This is a genomic window from Sulfitobacter mediterraneus (assembly GCF_003054325.1).
GTDB classification, from domain to species: domain Bacteria; phylum Pseudomonadota; class Alphaproteobacteria; order Rhodobacterales; family Rhodobacteraceae; genus Sulfitobacter; species Sulfitobacter mediterraneus.
This window is the reverse complement of sequence record NZ_QBKU01000004.1, coordinates 57,597-76,452: the sequence shown is the minus strand read 5'-3', so window position 1 is coordinate 76,452 and position 18,856 is coordinate 57,597. Positions and strand designations below refer to the sequence as shown.

Annotated in this window: 20 protein-coding genes and 1 riboswitch; of the genes, 8 read left to right on the top strand and 12 right to left on the bottom strand. The window is 57.9% G+C overall.

Translation table 11 applies throughout. From position 1 onward, the window contains the following. Positions 1-25: 25 nt before the first annotated feature. The 4 genes from C8N31_RS07670 to C8N31_RS07655 are packed head-to-tail and all read right to left on the bottom strand — an operon-like array spanning position 26 to position 2,047. Positions 26-217, bottom strand: coding sequence for a twin-arginine translocation signal domain-containing protein (locus C8N31_RS07670; RefSeq protein ID WP_025048015.1), 192 nt, complete (start codon positions 215-217; stop codon positions 26-28). 50 nt (positions 218-267) lie between these two features. Continuing rightward, a complete protein-coding gene (locus C8N31_RS07665; protein ID WP_037918283.1) occupies positions 268-876 on the bottom strand; it encodes a TorD/DmsD family molecular chaperone in 609 nt (202 codons plus the stop codon). A 14-nt stretch (positions 877-890) separates the two neighbouring features. Beyond that, positions 891-1,511: a DUF3306 domain-containing protein gene (locus tag C8N31_RS07660; protein WP_025048017.1), complete on the bottom strand. Its 621-nt coding sequence runs from the start codon at positions 1,509-1,511 to the stop codon at positions 891-893. Next, a complete protein-coding gene (locus C8N31_RS07655) occupies positions 1,508-2,047 on the bottom strand; it encodes a DUF3305 domain-containing protein (RefSeq protein WP_025048018.1) in 540 nt (179 codons plus the stop codon). The genes C8N31_RS07660 and C8N31_RS07655 overlap by 4 nt, the downstream gene beginning before the upstream one ends. Before the next feature lie 371 nt (positions 2,048-2,418). Here C8N31_RS07655 and C8N31_RS07650 point away from each other — a divergent pair, with 371 nt between their 5' ends. Then, positions 2,419-4,368: a 4Fe-4S binding protein gene (locus C8N31_RS07650; RefSeq protein ID WP_025048019.1), complete on the top strand. Its 1,950-nt coding sequence runs from the start codon at positions 2,419-2,421 to the stop codon at positions 4,366-4,368. Here C8N31_RS07650 and C8N31_RS07645 read toward each other — a convergent pair. Beyond that, positions 4,362-5,117 carry a hypothetical protein gene (locus C8N31_RS07645; protein WP_037918285.1) on the bottom strand — a complete coding sequence of 252 codons (756 nt, stop codon included), beginning with the start codon at positions 5,115-5,117 and terminating at the stop codon, positions 4,362-4,364. The genes C8N31_RS07650 and C8N31_RS07645 overlap by 7 nt on opposite strands. Before the next feature lie 57 nt (positions 5,118-5,174). Between C8N31_RS07645 and C8N31_RS07640 the strand changes: the two genes are divergently transcribed. Genes C8N31_RS07640 through C8N31_RS07625 form a run of 4 tightly spaced genes read left to right on the top strand, consistent with a single transcriptional unit; the run spans position 5,175 to position 7,617 of the window. After that, entirely contained in the window at positions 5,175-5,366 is a 192-nt protein-coding gene (locus C8N31_RS07640; protein WP_025048021.1) for a DUF6494 family protein, read from the top strand. A 3-nt stretch (positions 5,367-5,369) separates the two neighbouring features. Further along, the gene (gene apbC / locus C8N31_RS07635; protein ID WP_025048022.1) at positions 5,370-6,437 is read left to right on the top strand and encodes an iron-sulfur cluster carrier protein ApbC; all 1,068 of its coding nucleotides are present in this window, start codon (positions 5,370-5,372) and stop codon (positions 6,435-6,437) included. Further along, positions 6,434-7,138, top strand: coding sequence for a biotin/lipoate--protein ligase family protein (locus C8N31_RS07630; RefSeq protein ID WP_025048023.1), 705 nt, complete (start codon positions 6,434-6,436; stop codon positions 7,136-7,138). Before apbC ends, C8N31_RS07630 begins: the two co-directional genes overlap by 4 nt. Further along, positions 7,138-7,617 carry a DUF6505 family protein gene (locus tag C8N31_RS07625; RefSeq protein WP_025048024.1) on the top strand — a complete coding sequence of 160 codons (480 nt, stop codon included), beginning with the start codon at positions 7,138-7,140 and terminating at the stop codon, positions 7,615-7,617. Before C8N31_RS07630 ends, C8N31_RS07625 begins: the two co-directional genes overlap by 1 nt. 62 nt (positions 7,618-7,679) lie before the next feature. Here the strand turns inward: C8N31_RS07625 and C8N31_RS07620 are convergent, their stop codons facing one another. The 5 genes from C8N31_RS07620 to C8N31_RS07600 form a co-directional block, all read right to left on the bottom strand. Continuing rightward, complete coding sequence (locus tag C8N31_RS07620) at positions 7,680-8,483, bottom strand: ABC transporter substrate-binding protein (protein WP_025048025.1); 804 nt, start codon at positions 8,481-8,483, stop codon at positions 7,680-7,682. Further along, positions 8,480-9,184 carry an ATP-binding cassette domain-containing protein gene (locus C8N31_RS07615; protein ID WP_037918288.1) on the bottom strand — a complete coding sequence of 235 codons (705 nt, stop codon included), beginning with the start codon at positions 9,182-9,184 and terminating at the stop codon, positions 8,480-8,482. Before C8N31_RS07615 ends, C8N31_RS07620 begins: the two co-directional genes overlap by 4 nt. A gap of 5 nt (positions 9,185-9,189) precedes the next feature. Then, positions 9,190-9,894, bottom strand: a complete 705-nt coding sequence (locus C8N31_RS07610; RefSeq protein WP_025048027.1) for an ABC transporter permease — start codon at positions 9,892-9,894, stop codon at positions 9,190-9,192. 168 nt (positions 9,895-10,062) lie between these two features. Next, the gene (locus tag C8N31_RS07605; protein ID WP_231476779.1) at positions 10,063-10,665 is read right to left on the bottom strand and encodes an HD domain-containing protein; all 603 of its coding nucleotides are present in this window, start codon (positions 10,663-10,665) and stop codon (positions 10,063-10,065) included. Then, complete coding sequence (locus C8N31_RS07600; protein ID WP_037918331.1) at positions 10,662-11,543, bottom strand: phytanoyl-CoA dioxygenase family protein; 882 nt, start codon at positions 11,541-11,543, stop codon at positions 10,662-10,664. The genes C8N31_RS07605 and C8N31_RS07600 overlap by 4 nt, the downstream gene beginning before the upstream one ends. Before the next feature lie 271 nt (positions 11,544-11,814). Between C8N31_RS07600 and C8N31_RS07595 the strand changes: the two genes are divergently transcribed. Further along, a complete protein-coding gene (locus tag C8N31_RS07595) occupies positions 11,815-13,227 on the top strand; it encodes a DUF4214 domain-containing protein (protein WP_025048030.1) in 1,413 nt (470 codons plus the stop codon). 41 nt (positions 13,228-13,268) lie between these two features. Here C8N31_RS07595 and C8N31_RS07590 read toward each other — a convergent pair whose 3' ends face one another. Continuing rightward, on the bottom strand, positions 13,269-14,345 hold the full coding sequence (locus C8N31_RS07590; RefSeq protein ID WP_051544598.1) for an FAD-binding oxidoreductase: 1,077 nt from the start codon (positions 14,343-14,345) through the stop codon (positions 13,269-13,271). Between the two features lie 5 nt (positions 14,346-14,350). Then, positions 14,351-15,577, bottom strand: coding sequence for an aromatic ring-hydroxylating oxygenase subunit alpha (locus C8N31_RS07585; RefSeq protein WP_025048032.1), 1,227 nt, complete (start codon positions 15,575-15,577; stop codon positions 14,351-14,353). Positions 15,578-15,691: 114 nt separating this feature from the next. Further along, positions 15,692-15,899: riboswitch (cobalamin riboswitch) on the bottom strand. A 592-nt stretch (positions 15,900-16,491) separates the two neighbouring features. Here C8N31_RS07585 and C8N31_RS07580 point away from each other — a divergent pair. Beyond that, positions 16,492-17,523 (top strand): LacI family DNA-binding transcriptional regulator, encoded by a 1,032-nt coding sequence (locus C8N31_RS07580; RefSeq protein WP_025048033.1) that lies wholly within the window; start codon positions 16,492-16,494, stop codon positions 17,521-17,523. Between the two features lie 24 nt (positions 17,524-17,547). After that, positions 17,548-18,843, top strand: a complete 1,296-nt coding sequence (gene xylA / locus C8N31_RS07575; RefSeq protein ID WP_025048034.1) for a xylose isomerase — start codon at positions 17,548-17,550, stop codon at positions 18,841-18,843. Positions 18,844-18,856 lie beyond the last annotated feature (13 nt).

Genomic DNA, 18,856 nt, shown 5'->3' with positions numbered 1-18,856 from the left:
GGCAGTTCACATCGTCCGTTCCTTGTTAAAAACGGGCGCTGTCGTAGTAGGCGCGGGTGTGCGCGGTATCCTGCATCTTTTCCAATGACAGGTCGGGTTCTGCGGCCTCGGCCGCGCCCCCGGTGGCAACAACAGCAACTGCCGCAGCAGGTGCGCCGGTCGCCGCCAGCTTGAGAAAATCGCGTCGGCTTGTGGCCTCCTCGTTTTTCTTGGTCATGAGAGTCCTCCTCTCTGGTGGGTGGCGGTTGCCCGCCGAAAATGCGGGGGCTAACCCGCGCTCATCCGAAAGCCTTCGCTCTCGATTTCCATGAACACGCGGCCAACAGCGCCGACCGCAGCATAGAAAACCGAGTTTTTCGCAGCTTCCAAATCCGAATAAAAATGCCCTGCCCAAGGGGTGATGTGCCGGTTAAAGAACACCTTTTGATCGTCCAGCGGCGCAGGCGACCCAAAGCGGCCCACAACCATTGCGCCCATCAGCTCCATCAAAGACGCGATGTTGTCTTCAGGCTCATAAACATTGGGTGCGCGGCGCATTCCGCGTGCCGCCATATCGCGGCGCAGGCTGGCCAGTGGCTTTTCATTAAGAAAACCGGTCAAATAATAGCTGGCATAGGGCAACAGCTCACCCCGTCCCAAACCGATGAACAGCTTGTTGAATTCGCGTTCCACCTGCGCGGGTTTGGACAGATTGGCAATCTTGGCCAGCGCATTGATCGCGGTGCCAAGGGGGCCCTCATCGCCGCCGAGATCCGCACATTGTTCCAGCAACATTTCGCTGGGTGGTCCGGCCAAAAGCAGACCCAGGAAATTGTACAAATCGGCCCGCTGCCGGTCTTCTGGCGCGATGGTGATCTGTTCTGCTGTGGCGGTCATATCGGTCTCCTTGGTCACGCAGACACCTGCTGGGGCGTGTCGAACACAAACCGCATCCGCCGGGGCGCGGCGGCCAGTTCAGGTTCTTGTGTTTCTTCGGTTGCACTTGGCTGCGGCTCAGCTGCGGCGATCAGATCATCCTCTGGCACGGCATCCGGCACGGGTTCATCAGCCTCGGCTGGAAGCTCGTCCTCAAGCGGGGCCGGCTCGTCTGCGGCGGTTTGCTCTGCCTCGGCTTGGCGGGCCAGCTCCTCAACATGGGCGGTCATGCCCTTGCCGACCTGATAGGCGGTCTGCAAATTGCCCAGCAAAAAGGACGCATCGGTGAAATCCTCACCATAATCGACCAAGCCATCGATATTGGCCAAAACCGGATTGCTGATCCAAAGGCGGCGCAAAGCACGATCACGAATGCGGGCTGGAACGGTCTGAGCCAGAAACACCTTGAAATCATCACCTTCGTTCAATGTGTCCGGATCTGGCAGACCCAACTCTTCAAGGATCTCTGCATCGGTCTTCTCCGCCAAAGCGGCTTCTTGCACCTCGGCCTCAACCTCCAACAATGCCTGCGCATCGCCTTCGGCTTCAGCCTCAACCGCGGCCTTGCGGCGCGACCAGAAATCACTGCGGCTCATTGAAGACGCTCCTTCTTGGCCTTGCTCGGTGCGCGATAAACATCCGCCATCTGGGCAATTCGCGCATCTCCAATGCCGTCTTCGACCAGACCGATGTCTTTCTTGTCGCGGCGACGTTTTTTGAAAATCTCTTCGATGTGGAACTGCTGTGCAAAGGCTTCGACCCAGCCGATCACAACCGGCGGCATCGCGATCTTTTCCACCACGTCCTCGCCGTTGTCCGCATAATCCTGCGCCTCGTAAGGCGAGGCGGTGATCAGAACCAAATCAAAGGGCCGCGCCGGATCATCGGTTTCCCGCATCACCACATAAAGGCAAGGCACCTGTGCGCTTAGCCCATGCAGATAGGCGTCCGTTTCGGCGCCATGCAGTTCAAGCATCAGGGTTGCCGCGTGAAATTCAGTGACTTCGCCATCCTTGCGCAGGGCGGCCCAATTGGCCTCTGCCGCGCCCGGCAACACGCCAACAGCCCGCCACGACCATTTCGCCCAGCGGGTCACACCCGGTGTGCGGCGCAGCACAACGCCCATCGGCATCGTCTCATACTGTTTCGGATTGTGGATCACTTGGCCCCGGAGAATTCGATATTGCCGGTTCAGCCTGCCCTAACGTCGCTCTTGGACAAAGCGGGAATTGGGATTGGCGCAAGCTTTGATCAGATTGCGGACAATTTGGGCAATTGTGAAAGTCGGCCATAAGCCCTGCGGACTTATTGTCTATCTCGACTAAAACAATCGGAAATCAGCTCACCCAATGAAGAGCCGAATCAATCCAACTGATTCGCCCCTGATCCAGCCAAAGCACCGCCAAAAAGCCGGTTTACGGGCCAAAAGAATCATGCCTACTTAGAATGGCTTCGGGGCGCAAAACGGACCTTGAAACAGACTGGAATTGGGGCGGGAAATACATGTCTAAATCATTGATTTTATGCGATTGTGCTGGCACCCAAACCATAGACACGGAGGGTCTCAAATCGGCCACCGGCCTGCCTTGCTCAAAGGTGCATTCCGCCCTTTGTACAACCCAGTCAAATGCCGCTGCAGAGGCGATCTCGACCGGGGATGCGATTTTTTGCTGTGCCCAAGAATCGGCCCTTTTCGAAGAGCTCGCAGACAGTCTGGACGCCCCTGCCCCCGCCACCCTGGACCTGCGCGACCGGGCAGGTTGGAGCAAGGACAAGGCCCCGAAACTACCCAAAATGGCCGCGCTGGTGGCAGAGGCAACATTGCCCGCCGCAACGGCCAAGACGCTGGATGTCGTTTCTGAAGGGCTTTGCCTGATCCTTGCGCGGGATGAAACCGCGCTGCAAGTTGCCACGCAGCTTTCCCAGTATCTGAGCGTCACCGTCCTGCTGCCGGCCCCGCCAGAAGGCCTGGAAAGCCGCGATTTTGATGTTGTTGTGGGCCGCTTGAAAACCGCCAAGGGATCGTTGGGCCAATTTGACGTCACCATCGATGCACTGCAAATTCCCGATCCTGCCGGTCGCGGTGATATTGCGTTCTCTGATCCGCAAAACGGCGGGCGGTCACAATGCGATATCCTGCTGGACCTGCGCGGCGAGACACCGCTGTTCCCGGCCCATGAAAAACGCGAAGGTTACTTGCGCCCTGACCCCGGCAACCCGTTGGACGTGGCCGCATCGGTGCTTGACGCTTCCCATCTGACCGGCACCTTTGAGCAACCGCTTTATATCAAAGCCGAACCCTTGCTGTGCGCCCATTCGCGGGCGGAGCAGACCGGTTGCACGCGCTGTCTGGATGTCTGCCCAACCGGGGCGATCACGCCGGACGGCGACCATGTGACGATTGATCCGTTGGTCTGCGCGGGCTGCGGCGCTTGCGCATCGCTTTGCCCCTCCGGCGCGATAACCTATGACGCGCCGCCTGCAGATCTGACGTTCCGCCGCATTCAGACACTGGCCAAAGCCTATCTGGATGCGGGCGGGCAAGATCCGCGCCTGCTGGCCGTGAATGAAACCGGCGCCGAGATGATCCGCCTCGCCGCGCGGTACGGCAACGGCCTGCCGGCCAATGTGATCCCGCTGGAGGTCGACGCCCTCGCCACCATTGGCCATGCCGAGATGTTGGCCGCATTGGCCGCTGGGTTTGCGGAGGTGACTGTCCTGCTCACACCAAAATCAGACCGCGATGTTATAACCGGCGAAGCTGCCCTTGCCCGCGCCATGGGCGGCGACCGGATTACCCTGATGGACACCAGTGACCCTGACATGTTGTCGGATCAATTGTTCGCTGCACAAATCACCGCCAACGATGTGACCCCGCAGCGCCCCATGGGCACGCGCAGGCAAATCGCTCGCACCGCCGCAAAGGCGCTGAACCCGGAGGCGACACAGATCGCCTTGCCGGGCGATGCCCCCTACGGCGCGGTATTGGTTGATACGGATGCTTGCACGCTTTGCCTGTCTTGCATTTCTTTGTGCCCCTCAGGCGCATTGGGCGACAATCCCGACCTGCCGCAGCTGCGGTTTCAGGAGGACGCCTGTTTGCAATGCGGGCTTTGCGCCAATGTCTGCCCCGAAGATGCGATCACTTATGAGCCCCGCATGAACCTTGAAAACAGCGCCTTGGAACAGGTGATCCTGAACGAAGAAGAACCCTTTGCATGTGTGGAATGTGGGGAATTGTTTGGAGTGAAATCCACCATCGAAAAGATCACGGAAAAGTTGGCTGGCAAACATGCGATGTTCAAAACCAGTGATGCAGCGCGGATGATCCAGATGTGCGACAACTGCCGTGTGAACGCGCAATACCATGCGGAAAACAGCCCCTTTGCAGGCGCTGAACGTCCGCGCCCCAGAACCACGGCGGACTACCTTAGCAAACGCAAGGATCACTGATGATCAAGCGGCGCCCCAAGATCGGCTGGCTCCAACGCGGCCACATAGGCGATGATCGCCTCCAGATCGTCCAAGGTCAGTGCAACCGGAACGATGGGCGACGGGCGATCCACCGGGAAGGGGTCAGTGACGTCCTCGACCTGCGTAAAAGCCGGGTGCGGGTTGAGGGCAAAGAAGGCGGCAAATCGGTCCTCCCAGTTGCCCAAGCTGCGCAGCGCAAAGAAAGACGGCGTCGATCCGATGGCATTCATCCGGTCCGCCGCAACCACCACGTGACAACGCCCACACAGTCCACGCGCCTTGATCCGGCCCGCCACCGCATCCCCGTCATAGGTCGCGGCTTCGGCAGCGGCTTGGTCTTGCGACGGCAGGCTGAACAGGGCTGTACCGTCCACCTCAAAGCCTACCACGGTCCGGCGACCAACCTCAGAACCGATCCACTCGCCAAACCGCAGCGCACCGGGATGACCGCCATCCGGCACCGCAAAATGCCAGCGCTGGCCCAGCCCTTGAAAGACCGGAATGCCCTCCGTGCCAAAGCTGGCATCGGCCTGTGCGGGATCATCAACCAGATCAATACGCACCTGAGTTTTGAGGGAAAAACGCGGCAACATGTATTTCAGCACCCCGCTTTCGATCAGGGCGGGCGGCGCATAGAGGCGAAATTCCCTTTCATCTGCAATGGCTTGCCCGGCGCAGATGGCAACGGCAATCAGGGCCAGAAGGAAATGACGCAGGCGCAAAAACATATAGGATGTTAGGAACTCCTGACTTCTTTCGTCAACACCAACAGGAAAGATCAAAAAATGAGCGATGATTTCAACATGTCGATGCGCAAGTTTCTCAAGCAGGTTGGCGTGACCTCGCAGCAGGCCATCGAAGAGGCGATGCGCAGCGCGGAAACCGGCGGCAAAGAGTTCACCGCGCGGGCCGTTGTCACCATCGACGGGCTGGACATGGAACATGTCGTGACCGGCACCATCAAAGGGCAGGACTAACCCTTGAGCGTGACACGTGAGGCGGTCCTTGAGACCCTGAAAACCATCGAAGACCCCACCGGCAAAGGCGATATCGTCGCGGCCGGTGTGGTGCGGGCGTTGAACATTGACGGCGGCAATGTCCGCTTTGTGCTTGAGATTGATCCGGCCCGCGCTGAGGCCTACGGGCCGATCCGCGATCAGGCCGAGGCATTGGTCAAGGCCGTAAAAGGCGTTGAAAACCTGTCCGTTGTTCTGACCGGCCACAGCGCCCAACCTGCACCGCCCGACCTGAAACTTGGCCATAAATCCGAACCCAAAGGCCCGGAAAAAATTCCCGGGGTGAACAACATCATCGCCGTGGCCAGCGGCAAGGGCGGCGTGGGCAAATCCACTGTTTCGGCCAATCTGGCCTGCGCCTTGGCCGCGCAGGGCCGCCGTGTTGGTCTGCTTGATGCGGATGTTTACGGGCCCAGCCAGCCGCGCATGTTGGGCGTATCTGGACGGCCCGCCAGCCCTGATGGCAAGACCATTCTGCCGATGCGCAATCACGGGGTCACAATGATGTCGATTGGTCTGATGACCAATGATGATCAAGCGGTGGTCTGGCGCGGGCCGATGTTGATGGGCGCCTTGCAGCAAATGATGATGCAGGTGCAATGGGGCGCCTTGGACGTGCTGCTGGTGGATCTGCCACCCGGCACCGGCGATGTACAGATGACGCTGGCCCAAAAGGCGCAAGTAGACGGCGCGATCATTGTCTCGACACCGCAGGATGTTGCCCTGATCGACGCCCGCAAAGGCATCGACATGTTTCAGCAGTTGAACGTGCCGATTGTGGGGATGATCGAAAACATGTCCACGCATATTTGTTCCAACTGCGGGCACGAGGAACATGTCTTTGGTCATGGCGGTGTCGCGGCTGAAGCGGCCAAGTTGAATGTGCCACTGTTGGCAGAAATCCCTTTGCATCTCGATATCCGGCTGGCCGCAGATGGCGGTGCGCCGATCGTTGTCTCCGCGCCGGACAGTGCGCAGGCCAAAGGTTTTGCCGATGTGGCGCAGGCGCTTATTGCCAAAGGCATCGCATGACCGAGGTGATTTTCCCTCCTTTGATGTCTGGTCTTGCTGTCACCGGCGGTGAAGATCCGTTTCACACCGCCTGTCTGCAAGCGGCGGTGGGATGTGACGCTGGCCTTGTGGTGCACAACCTGTCGCCAGATAGCCTGAGCGCGGCCATCGTCTTTGCCCCTGAAGTGGCTTTGCAGGACGCCATGGCGATGTTGCCGGTCTGCGGCGTTGGCTTTCAAAACGCGCTTGGTGCGCTGGCCCCGCCGGAGGTTGCCGTGCATCTGGAATGGGGCGGCGGTCTGCGGATCAACGGCGCAAAATGCGGGCATATGCGCGTCGCAGCCAGCACAAAAAACCCGGATGAAATGCCCGATTGGCTGGTTGTCGGGCTTTCCCTGCCGCTTTGGCCCAAAGACGATGAAACCGGCCACAGCCCCGATGACACCGCCCTTTATGCCGAAGGCTGCGCCGACGTGGAGGCGCCAAGGCTGCTGGAAAGTTGGGCCCGTCACACATTGAACTGGATCGCCCGCTGGAGCGAGGAAGGCGTCAAGCCGGTGCATGGGGAATGGCGCGGCTTGGTGCATGGCATGGGCGAAGAGGCCACGCAAAACGGCCAGACCGGGAGCTTTCTCGGCGTCGATGAACGCTTTGGCATGTTGCTGCGCCAAGGCGATGACACCACCCTTATTCCGCTCACCACCTTGTTGGAGGATCTGTGATGCAACTGGCCCGCGCCATTCATTTTGACGAAAGCGATACCCGTGTTTATGCCAACGCTGCCCGAACGGGCGAATGGTGTATCTCGGGTGGTTTTGAATTTTCAGACTGGTCAGAGGCCGATCTGTCCGGCAAAGCGCGGCAAGCCTTTGCAAACGGATGGTTCGGTTTGGAAACCTCGGGCCGGGTGACGTTTGTCGCGGTGACGCAGGTTGAGGCGGCGGAGATTGAAACGCTCACTGATCTGCTCGCCCAGCATTTTGTTACATATTATGGCGCCCCGGATGCCGCTGCCGCCCGCCCCGTGGCCGCAGAGGAAATTCGCCAAATGTTGGAGCTGTGTGATGAGCACGATGCCAACACCCTGCTGACTGTCGCGCGGGAGCTGACCCGATCAGGCGTGCGCGAAGCCTACCGCGTGATCGAACCCCAAGGTGCAGGGCTTGAGCAATTCGCGGTGCACGGGGATCTGGAGGAGTAGAAAAGCGCAACACCCGGTTGCGCTTTTTGTCTTTTGAGAGTGTCAGTTCTGGCTCCGGATCGTCACTGCACCGCATTGAAAACGAACAATGTCTCGCCATTGATTTTGTAATCGTTGATCAAGGCCTTTGCGGTGTCTGACACCAGCCATCCTTCGAGCCTTAGCGCCAGATCATGTTTCACATGGGCATGTTTGTCCGGGTTCACCGGCAGATAGGCGTATTGGTTAAACAGCACCGGATCGCCAGCGTAAACCAACGCCAGATCACCCTTGTTGCCAAAATTGAGCCAGCTGGCCCTGTCCGACATGATATAGGCATTCATGCCCGCCGCCGTGTTCAGCGCCGCCCCCATGCCTGCGCCGACAGCTTTGTACCAGTTGTCAAAACCTGCCGGATCAAGGTCCGCCACGTTCCAGAGGCTCAATTCCTTTTTATGGGTGCCGCTGTCATCGCCGCGGCTCACAAAAGGGGCCTTGGCATTTGCGATACGGGACAGCGCCTCTGCTGCGGATGCCGCGTTGCCTGCGCCCGCCACATCTGATTGGGGGCCGATAAAGACAAAATCGTTATACATGATTTCGCGGCGATGGGTGCCGTTGCCAGCGGCCAGGAATTTCTCTTCGGCTTTGCGCGAATGCACCAGAATGGCATCCACATCCCCCGCGGCCCCAAGTTTGAGAGCCTGGCCTGTACCGACCACCAGCAATTGCACCTCAAGATCCAGATCGCGTTTGATCGCTGGCACCAGAACATCAGACAGCCCGGAATTGTGAAAGGAGGTCGTGACCGCCAACTTGATCTCGTCGGCCCATGCCGCGCCTGTCATTGCCAATGTGGTCATCGCCGCCATCATCAGGGTCTTCATTCTACAATATCTCCTCTTAGAAACGCGCGGGCCTGCGCGGTATTTGGGCTGTCAAAAAACGTATCTGCGGGGCCACGGTCGTGGATCTTGCCGCCCAGAAGGAAGACAACTTCGCTGGCCAACCGCCGCGCCTGTCCCATGTCGTGGGTGGACATTACCAACCGCGTGCCTGCCTCCGCTGCGGATCGCAAGATGGCCTCGACGTCGCGCATCGCACGCCCATCAAGGGACGCACAAGGCTCATCCAGAAACAACACATCAGGCGCACGGATCAACGCACGGCCCAGCGCCAGCTTTTGCCGCTCGCCACCCGACAATGCGGTGGCGGGACGCGTCAGAGCATCGCCAAGGCCGACTTTCTCCGCCCAGACCTCGGCCTGTGTCCGCGCGGTCTTGCGATCCACACCGGTCAGGCGCAAGGGATAGGCCAGATTGTCCCGCACCGAGCGGCGCAGCATCACCGGGGTCTGGAACACAAACGCCTGCCTGCGCCGGGCCTCGCCCTCATCACAAGCCCAAGTCACTTGGCCTGCGGAGATCCGCGCGATCCCGTGCAGCAACCGCAACAATGACGTTTTGCCTGCCCCGTTTGGCCCGATCACCATGGTGATGCCTTCGGCCTCAAGCCGCAGATCGACGGGACCAACCAGCACTTTGCCGCCACGCCGGGTCATCGCACCTTCTACAATCAGAGGGAACATCGCACTCACCAGCGGCCCTCCTTCTCGGTCTGGGTCAACCAGTGGATCACCAGATTAACGGCAATCGCCATCGCGATGAGAACAAAGCCCAATGCCAGTGCCAGCGCAAAATCACCCTTGCCGGTTTCCAACGCAATTGCGGTGGTCAAAACCCGCGTATGGTGGTCGATGTTGCCGCCCACCACCATGATCGCACCGACCTCACCAATGGCGCGGCCAAACCCTGCCAATGCCGCCGTCAGCAGCGCCCGGCGTCCATCCCAAAGCAGAGTTTTCATCCGCTGCGCATGAGTTGTGTTCATAGAAATCAGCAGGTCGTGATAGTCTGACCACAACTCGCGCAGGGCCTGATGCGCGATGGACGCAATCAGCGGCACAATGATGATGACCTGCGCAATGATCATCGCCGTTGGCGTGAACAACAGGCCAAAGACCCCAAACGGGCCAGATCGGCTGAGCATGATATAGACGATCAGGCCAACCACCACCGGCGGCAAGCCCATCAGTGCGTTGAGTACCGCAATGGTCAGTCGCCGTATCCGAAACCGGCGCACCGCCAGCAAGGCGCCCAGCGGCAATGCAATCAACGAAGCAATCACCAGGGCCGTCAACGTCACCTGAAGCGACCGCAAGGTGATCTCAACCAGGTCCGCATCGAGCGAGAAAAGCATATAGAAAGCCTGGGACAACCCGCCCCATAAATCCGACATCTATGTTTGCCTTTCCCCACATCGTTCGGCCCCGAACGCAGGTACAGTAAACACGCCAAACGAACGGGCAAAATACCAAAAGCGGCATTTTGCAGAAATCGGCCAAAATGACCTTGCCCAATTGTGACGTCATGCCGCCGATAGTCAATTTGACCTAAGACGCAGAGCCTAAAGTCCGATCACCTCGTCCTCACGGATCACGGCAGGATCATAGGCTTTTCGGGCGAACACTTCGCGCACCATCGGCTCAAAATGGTCCAGAGATCGTGACGGATATTCCGGATCAAAGGAGGCCTGATCCCAACGCTCACAAAACGCCGCGCAGGTGGCAAAGCAAGGGTGATCCCTAAACCGGTCCCGCGCATCTTTGTCCCAGCCATAGTGGTGCGCGTAATAGACCATCTGGAAAATCCCGTGATGCTCCACCGTCCAGGCCACCTCCCACCGGACAAAGGGGCGGATCACCTCGGCGGAAAAGCGGTCATGGTTCTGCGGGGCCAGCCCATCACCGATATCATGTAAAAGCGCCCCAACAATCCAGTCGATATCCGCGCCTTCGGCCTCTGCCCGGCTGGCCGATTGCAGGCCATGTTCCAGCCGGGTGATTTGATAGCCTTCCAAGGTTGCCTCGCCTTGTCGGCGCAGCTCATCCAGAATGCGATCGGCGGTCAGGCCCAGATAGGGCTTCTCCAATTCGTGCAACAGCAGGTATTCGTCTTTGGTGCCGTCCTTCATCTGAGTGAAAGACACCTTTGGATTTGAATCGGTCATTGGCTCGCTCCCTCTTTTCCTGTTGCACCGTACATGGACACATCTCCCGTCGCCCCTGCCGCCAGTGTGGCAGATTGATCCGCCATGACACGATCATAAAATGCAAGGTCCGGCGCGGCGAAAAGCCCGCGCGGTCCTGCAACGTTGATCCACCCGCGCGCCGCATCCACACCGCGCACCAGCATCGCGTAATCCCTACCCGGCGCATCATCGCGCACCTCGGGGGTAACATATCTGATCGCAAGTCCGATCCGGCGGTCACTTGATCTATTTGCACCAGATGCATGGAAACAGCGCCCGTGATGCAAAGACATCTCACCGGGGCGCAGCGGCCCATGGACGGCATCGGCCTCGTTCACATCGGCAATCTGTTGGCCGCGGGACAGCAGATTGTCTGCGCCAAAGGTATCCTCATGATTCACAATCCGCCCGTGATGGCTGCCGGGAATGAACCGCATACAACCAGCCTCAATCGACACATCGCTCAGCGCGATCCACGCCGTGACCTCGCCGTCGGTTTCGCCCATACCCCAATAGGTCAGATCCTGATGCCAAGACACGGTTTTGTCCGATCCTGCCTCTTTGATAAAAAGCTCGACCGACCAGACCAACAGGTTGGGGCCAAGCACCCCTTCGACCGCGTCCAGTATCGCAGGCGTCCGGGCCAAATCCGCCAAAAGCGGGATCACCAAATGACCGTTCACGCGGAAGAACTGGTTCAAGTCATGCCCGCCCCCGCCATTTGCATGGTCACGCTCCAAGGTTTCAATTTGATGCCTGGCTTCGGCGACATGTGCCGTATCGAACACACTGACGCCGGCTAAGAACCCGTTTCGGTGATAGCTCTCCTGCTGTTTGGTAGTCAGTGCCCCGCCCATCGCGCATCCTTTCTCTGTGGTGAAGTTTCCCAGTTGGTCTGCTGTTCCATTTCTGATGGTGGCGCGGATCTGTTCCGGTTCCGCATACAAACGGCCCAAAACTTGCCCAAAAACGACGGATTTCCCTTGGGTCAACCATATGAACCACGCCCCGCGTGATCAGCGAATTCGCGCCGAGCCACGCTTGACACGCATACGTTGAACATTAAGGAGGCAAAAACAACGCAGGCGTTGATGCGCCGATTCTCCGATTTGCAAGGACACGTAGCCGATGACCACTTATACAATTCCCGCGCAATTGATCCGTAGCAATGCCTATACTGGCAGTCTTGTTGGTGTAGCCATCACAGATCTGGTATTGGTTTCCGCCGACACTGAAACCGGATTTTCCTATTCTGTCGAATACGATTCCATTGGGAATTACTCTCACACCAACATTGACATGAACGTATTCTCGGCCACCTATCTAGAGGGTGCAGGGCGACTCTATGCAGACGACCTGGGTCTGGTCTTTGATGTCAAATGGGGCGACAACAACTTTTCCACACTCTTCCTCGCCCAGACATTCACAGGCGGGGAACTGCAAGAGGTGCTTGTTCTGCTTGACGGCGCGGCCTTGCCACAATTCACCTCCGTTGCGGTTGCAGAAGCATGGGCAAACTCAATCTTGGAGTCTGCTATTCCACGAAAAGGCGCCTTCACACCGGGCCAGCACATCGCATTCGATGCCCCCGCCGGCACTCAGGTAACCGAAGACGACTTTATCGTCGGCTCACCCGGACCTGACCCGATCAACGCAGGCATTGGAAGTGTCACGATTGATCCCGGCGCAGGCCACGACACGATTGACGGCGGCGCAGGGGATGACACGGTTCTCTATTCCGGCGATCAAAACAGCTACACCCTGACGCTGTCACCTGAGGCCACGACGATCACCAATCGTCTGTCCTCCGGCACGGATATCGATACCCTTGTTGATGTGGAGTTTCTGGATTTTGGATCAGAAATGGACGTTTTTGGCGGGCAGCCCATGCATCTGGATATCTTTGACGGACCGGCCAGCCTAAGCGCCGATGCGTTTTCAGAAATTGTCGAGCTGTATGTCGCCTATTTCAACCGCGCGCCCGATGCGCTTGGCCTGTTCTTCTGGGCCAGCAAGTTTGCCGAAGGGCTGAGCATTGCTGATATGGCCGCGAGCTTTTTCACCCAGCAAGAAACGCAGGAAACCTACGCAGGTGTGATGGATGACGCGGGCAACCTGACCGATGTCAGCGCCTTTGTGACGGCTGTCTATCAAAACGTGCTGGGCCGTCAGGCCGACGATGCGGGCTTTAACTTTTGGGTCGACGTGTTGGAAAACAGCGCCGATGTGACCCCGCCAAACTTTATCCTTGCGATCATTCAGGGGGCCAAGTTCCCTGCCAATCCTGTGCCGCAATCCTATGTCGATCAGGCCTATCTCGAAGACAAAGCTGATATCGGTGCCTATTTCGCGGTGATCAAAGGCATGTCAGAGGTGGGAAATGCCAGCACAGCCATGCAATTGTTTGACGGCAGCGAAGACAGCCTTCTGGCTGCCAAAAACGCCATTGACGCCTTCCACATCGCCGCAACAGGGCCAACTGACGGCGCGTTTTTGATGCCTCTGGTGGGCGTCATTGATGACCCGTTTGCCTTTGTCTGATCATGGATGCCCCTCCGTCGCCAGCGCCGGAGGGGCAATCCTTAAATCTCGATCGACACCTTGCCCATTGGGTGTGAACAACAGGCCAGAACATATCCTGCCTCGATGTCATCTTCCGAGATGCCACCGTTGTGGACCATATGCACATCGCCGCCGGTCTTTTTGACCTTGCAGGTGCCGCAGACCCCGAAGGTACAGCCCGACGGAATATTCAGCCCTGCCGCCCGCGCCACGGCCAGAACGGTATCGGTTTCGGTGCATTTGTGCCGTACGTCTGACTGCGCGAAGTAGACCTCAGCTGTGCTTTCTTCATCTGGGACCACATCATCCAGATCCGGCTGATCCGCCTCCTCTTCAACAGGCGCGCCAAAGCTTTCCTGATGATAACGGTCCATATCAAAGCCAAGCCCCGTCAGCGCGTCACGTACCGCTTGCATGAACGGCTCCGGCCCACAGCAATAGACTTCGCGTTCCAGATAATCGGGCGCCATCAGACCCAGCATCAGCTGGTTGAACATTCCCTGATATCCGGTCCATGGCGCATAGGGATCGGGTGCCTCAACCACAAATTTCACCTCAAGCCCCGGTGCGCGGCTGGCCATCTGTTCAAGGCGCTCCCGAAAGATAATTTCCGAAGGCACGCGGGCGCAATTGATGAAAACGGCATCCAGATCGGTGCCTTCATCCCACAGACAGGTTGTCATCGACATCATCGGCGTGATGCCGGAGCCTGCCGAAATAAACAGGTATTTGTCCGCGTCACTGGCCGCATTGGTGAAAAGACCCACCGGACCAAACGCCTTGAGCCGCACGCCGGGCTTGAGGTTATCGAGCATCCAACGGGTGCCGATGCTGTCACTTTGCGCTTTGGCGGTGATCGTGATCGAACGTGGCCGCGATGGTGAGGACGAGATCGTATAGGTCCGATGCACCGTGCCGCCCGGCACAGGGATTTCAAGGGTCAGGAACTGGCCCGGCTGATAGTCAAACAGCGCACCAGAAGGTGCACGAAAGGTAAAGCTGGCCACATTCGGCATTTCCGGAATGACCGAAACGCATTCCAGCATTTCATCGTCTTTCCAAGTGCCGCGCATGGGTTTGTTGCTCATATCATTCATTGCGCCTACTCCGCCGCAAGTGATTTAGGGGCCAGCCGCGCGGACAGTGTCGCGCAATACCAATCGACAAACTGCGCCACGCCGGATTCCTGCGTGGGCGAATACGGGCCGGGCGTATAGGCGGGCGAATTGATGCCCTTTTGATTGTCCTCAACCACGCGGCGGTCTTCGTCATTGGTGGCCATCCAAACCTCAGTCAAACGTTTGAGGTCATAATCCACGCCCTCAACCGCATCTTTGTGCACCAGCCATTTGGTGGTGACTTCGGTTTCCGTGGGGCTCACCGGTGTCACACGGAACACGATGGAATGATCCGGCAAAAAATGGTTCCACGTTGAGGGATAGTGAAACTTGAGCAAGGTGCCAGCATCATCAAATGGCACGCGGCCCAACCAGCGGCGCACCGCGGTCTTGCCATCCAGCGTATAACTTTTCGCGCCTTCCTTGAGCGGCATCCGCGCAAGCCGGTATTGGCCCTCTGCGTCCAACTGGAAATCAGACCGGATGCCCGCCGCCTCGCAGCGTTCAAAATGTGCCGCCAAAAGGGGCGGCGTCTCGCCGCTTTCGATCCCTGTGACCGATGGATCATCCGGGAATGTCCGGCACAAAGACGGATGGTTGCCGCCACAATGATAGCATTCCCGGTTGTTTTCCCAGACCAGCTTCCAATTGCCGTTCTCAATGATCGAGCTTTCGAACGCCACCTTGGCATTGCCCAGATCATGCGGCTCAAGATAGGGCGCGGCCAGTTCGGCAAAGCTGTCAAAATCGGGCGCATCATCAGCAAGGCAGATATAAACCAACCCGGCCAGTTCACGGCAATGCACAGATTTCAGGCGATGTTTGGAGGGGTCAAAGTCCGGCCCCATATCCCGCGCCCAAAGGAGCGAGCCGTCCAACTCATAGGTCCACTGATGATAAGGGCACACCAGTTTTGGCGCATTGCCCTTGGCAGCCGTGCAGATCACAGACCCGCGGTGGCGGCAGGAATTGTGGAACGCACGGATCTGGCCATCTGCACCGCGCACGATGACCACCCGGTATGCACCAACTGTGTGAGTGACATAGCTGCCCGATTTCTCCAGCTCACAGGCCGCTACAGCAAACAACCAATCACGGTAGAATATGGTTTCCATATCCGTCTGAAACACCGCCGGATCAGTATAGAAAGGTTGCTCCAACGCGTGACCGATCTGGCGTCCCGCAAGCAATACATTGATATCGTTATTCATCTTGTGCTTCCCGGCCGCGATCTGCGGCGTTGCTGGAGCGATTGACGGCAAAGCGCAGGGGTGGGCGCCACGGGGAGGACGTGCACCCAAACCAGCGCCTGCACCGCCGCCCGCGGATTGACGTTCTGCAAGGCTGGTTTCCGGGCTTTGAAGGTGCCAATGGCACAGTCGCAACGCCTTCCCGAGGTCCTCTCTCAGTGGCGTTTGGTTGCGACCTTCCCTTCGTTACCGTTGCGGGGGCAGCGCCGGATTTGCACCAGCTTCCCAATTCTCCGCCTCTCCCAAGGCTGGGAAAAGCAGCACCTTACAGGGTGCAAATAATCCGGCTCGGCACGTCCAGTCGTTTCAAATTGCGACCAATCCTGATCTTGAAAAGACACCCAAGCGGGTGTGACAGGTTTTGACAAAACCCCACTTGAACAAAAGCGACGAGAGCGAAAAATCTACCAGATGTTGTGCTCATCGAGGCACGAAATCCATATTTAGAGCGGCCCTAAAACAAGAACGGCACTTTGACGATCAACCAGCGACACGTCTGCTCGCTACCTCCCTTGGTTGGTCGGTGAATGACAATTTGTGCAACGCGGGCAAGGGATTCTCTCGTGGTGCGGCGCAACCTTCGTTCGGACCTCTGCATCGGGATCAGAGGTCGTGCGCCCTGCTTTTGACATTGGATACGCCTCGGGCACACGGGGATTCGGGGTGCGCAATGGAGCATAATGATGGACGAATCACAAAACTTGATGACCGATATGTGCGCCAACACATCCAATTAATGTACTATTATTAAACATGAATTCTACGCCTTCTCTTGGCTTTCCACATCTTTCAAGACAAAATGATTGACGATCATCATTTTTTGAAACAGCCTGAACACCACGATCACCAAGCTTTCGGTGGTCAGGGGAGGAACAATGAAAAGCCCGACGCTCCATGACGTCGCGCGGCTGGCTGGTGTCAGCTCTGCGACTGCTGATCGCGTATTGAACCGGCGTGGTAACGTGGCAGAGAAATCTGTTCGCAAGGTCGAAGAGGCCGTCAATCAACTTGGTTATGTGCGAAATATAGCCGCTGCCAACCTGTCCAAAAAACGCGGTTATCATCTGGCTTTTGTCCTGCCGCGCCGGTCTCACGCCTTCTTTGGCCGAATGCACGAACAGTTGCAAAAAGCAGCGCTGCACCTCAAATCCGCCCGTGTCTCTATCGATGTGATTGAATTTGAAGCTTTTGACATTCACGCGCTGGAGGCCGCCTTATCAGGGCTGTCAGAAACAAATTATGATGGCGTGGCCTTTGTCGGGCTGGGCCAAGAGGCTGCGCTGAAGCCTTTGGAAGCGTTGCGCGCATCCGGTGTGAAGGTGGTTTCACTGGTCTCTGACGGACCACAAGACTGCCGCGACCATTACATCGGCATCGACAACGAAAAAGCCGGACGCACCGCCGCGCGACTGGTCGGTATGGCTCATGCTGGCAACATTGGCCGCTTGATTGTCGCTGCCGGATCGCTTGATGCCCGAGACCACTCCGACCGGATCAAAGGGTTCAGGGCTGTGCTGAAACGCGATTTTCCAAACATCGAAATCACACCCGTGATCGAAACCATGGACCAACCCCGCCAAATGCGCGAATTGTTGTCCGAACGCCTGCGCAATGACGCTGGCAACACTGCGATTTACAATGTCGGCTCGGGTAACGAAGGGTTGGTGGATGCCATTCGGATGAATGGCCGCGATGGCCTGTCCGTCTGTGTGGTTCATGAACTTTCGACCTGCACCCGCGACGCATTGGAAGACGGCACCATCGACGTGGCGATCGACCAACGCCCCGAAATTGAACTCAACCGCGCCCTAGCCCTGTTGCAAGCCATTGTGGACGATCTGCCGCCGCCACCGGCGCCAGAACTGATCCCGGCGATCTACCTGCGCGATAACCTCCCAAATGAGTAGCTTTGACAGAAAGGCCCGCCAAGAATGACCAACTTTTTCGAAGACCTAAGCCCCCTGCGGTTTGATCCAGATGCCGATGGTCTTGCCTTTCGTCACTACAATCCGGACGAAATGATCATGGGCAAACGGATGGAAGATCATCTGCGCTTTGCCGTGGCCTATTGGCATTCCTTTGCGTGGCCCGGCGGCGATCCCTTTGGCGGCCAGACATTTGAGCGCCCCTGGTTTGGCGACACTATGGATCTCGCCCGGATGAAGGCAGATGTTGCCTTTGAAATGTTCGATCTGCTGAACGTGCCGTTCTTTTGCTGGCATGACACCGACATCCGCCCTGAAGGCGCAACCTTTGCCGAGAGCCGCCGGAATTTCGAGCAGATGATCGACTATCTGGTGGGCAAGATGGAAAGCAGCAAAACCAAGCTGCTGTGGGGCACTGCCAACCTGTTTAGCCACCGCCGGTTTATGGCCGGTGCTGCCACCAACCCCGATCCCGAGATTTTCGCATGGCCTGCGGCCACGGTGAAGCTGTGCATGGATGCGACCCATAAAATGGGCGGCGAGAACTATGTACTTTGGGGCGGGCGCGAGGGTTACGAAACCCTTTTGAACACCGACCTCAAACGTGAACGACAACAGGCGGGCCGGTTCTTGCAGATGGCTGTCGAGTACAAACACAAGATCGGGTTCAAAGGTGCGATCCTGGTTGAGCCGAAACCTCAGGAACCAACCAAGCACCAATATGATTTCGACGTTGCCACTGTCTATGGCTTCCTCAAGGAATTTGGACTGGAAGGCGAGGTTCAAATGAATATCGAACAGGGCCACGCGATCCTTGCCGGTCATTCGTTCGAACACGAGCTGGCCCTCGCGTCGTCCTTGGGCATCCTTGGGTCGATTGACATGAACCGCAACGATTACCAATCCGGTTGGGACACGGACCAGTTTCCCAACAACGTGCCCGAGGTCGCACTGGCCTATTACGAGGTGCTTAAGACAGGTGGATTCACCAAAGGCGGCACCAATTTTGACGCCAAATTGCGCCGCCAATCCCTTGATACTGTTGATCTTATTGCCGCGCACGCCGGTGCGATGGATGTCTGCGCACGCGGTTTCAAAGCAGCCGCAGCAATGCTCGAAGATGGCGCGCTGGAGGCAATGCGCAACGACCGCTATGCCGGATGGGACAAAGCCGGGCACAGCGCACTGTTGGACAGTGACCTGGCATCCATCGCCGCACAGGTCGAGGCCGATGGCATCGACCCGCAGCCACGTTCGGGCCGTCAGGAAATTTTGGAAAACATCGTCAACCGCTTCGTCTGAAGCCGCAAAACCG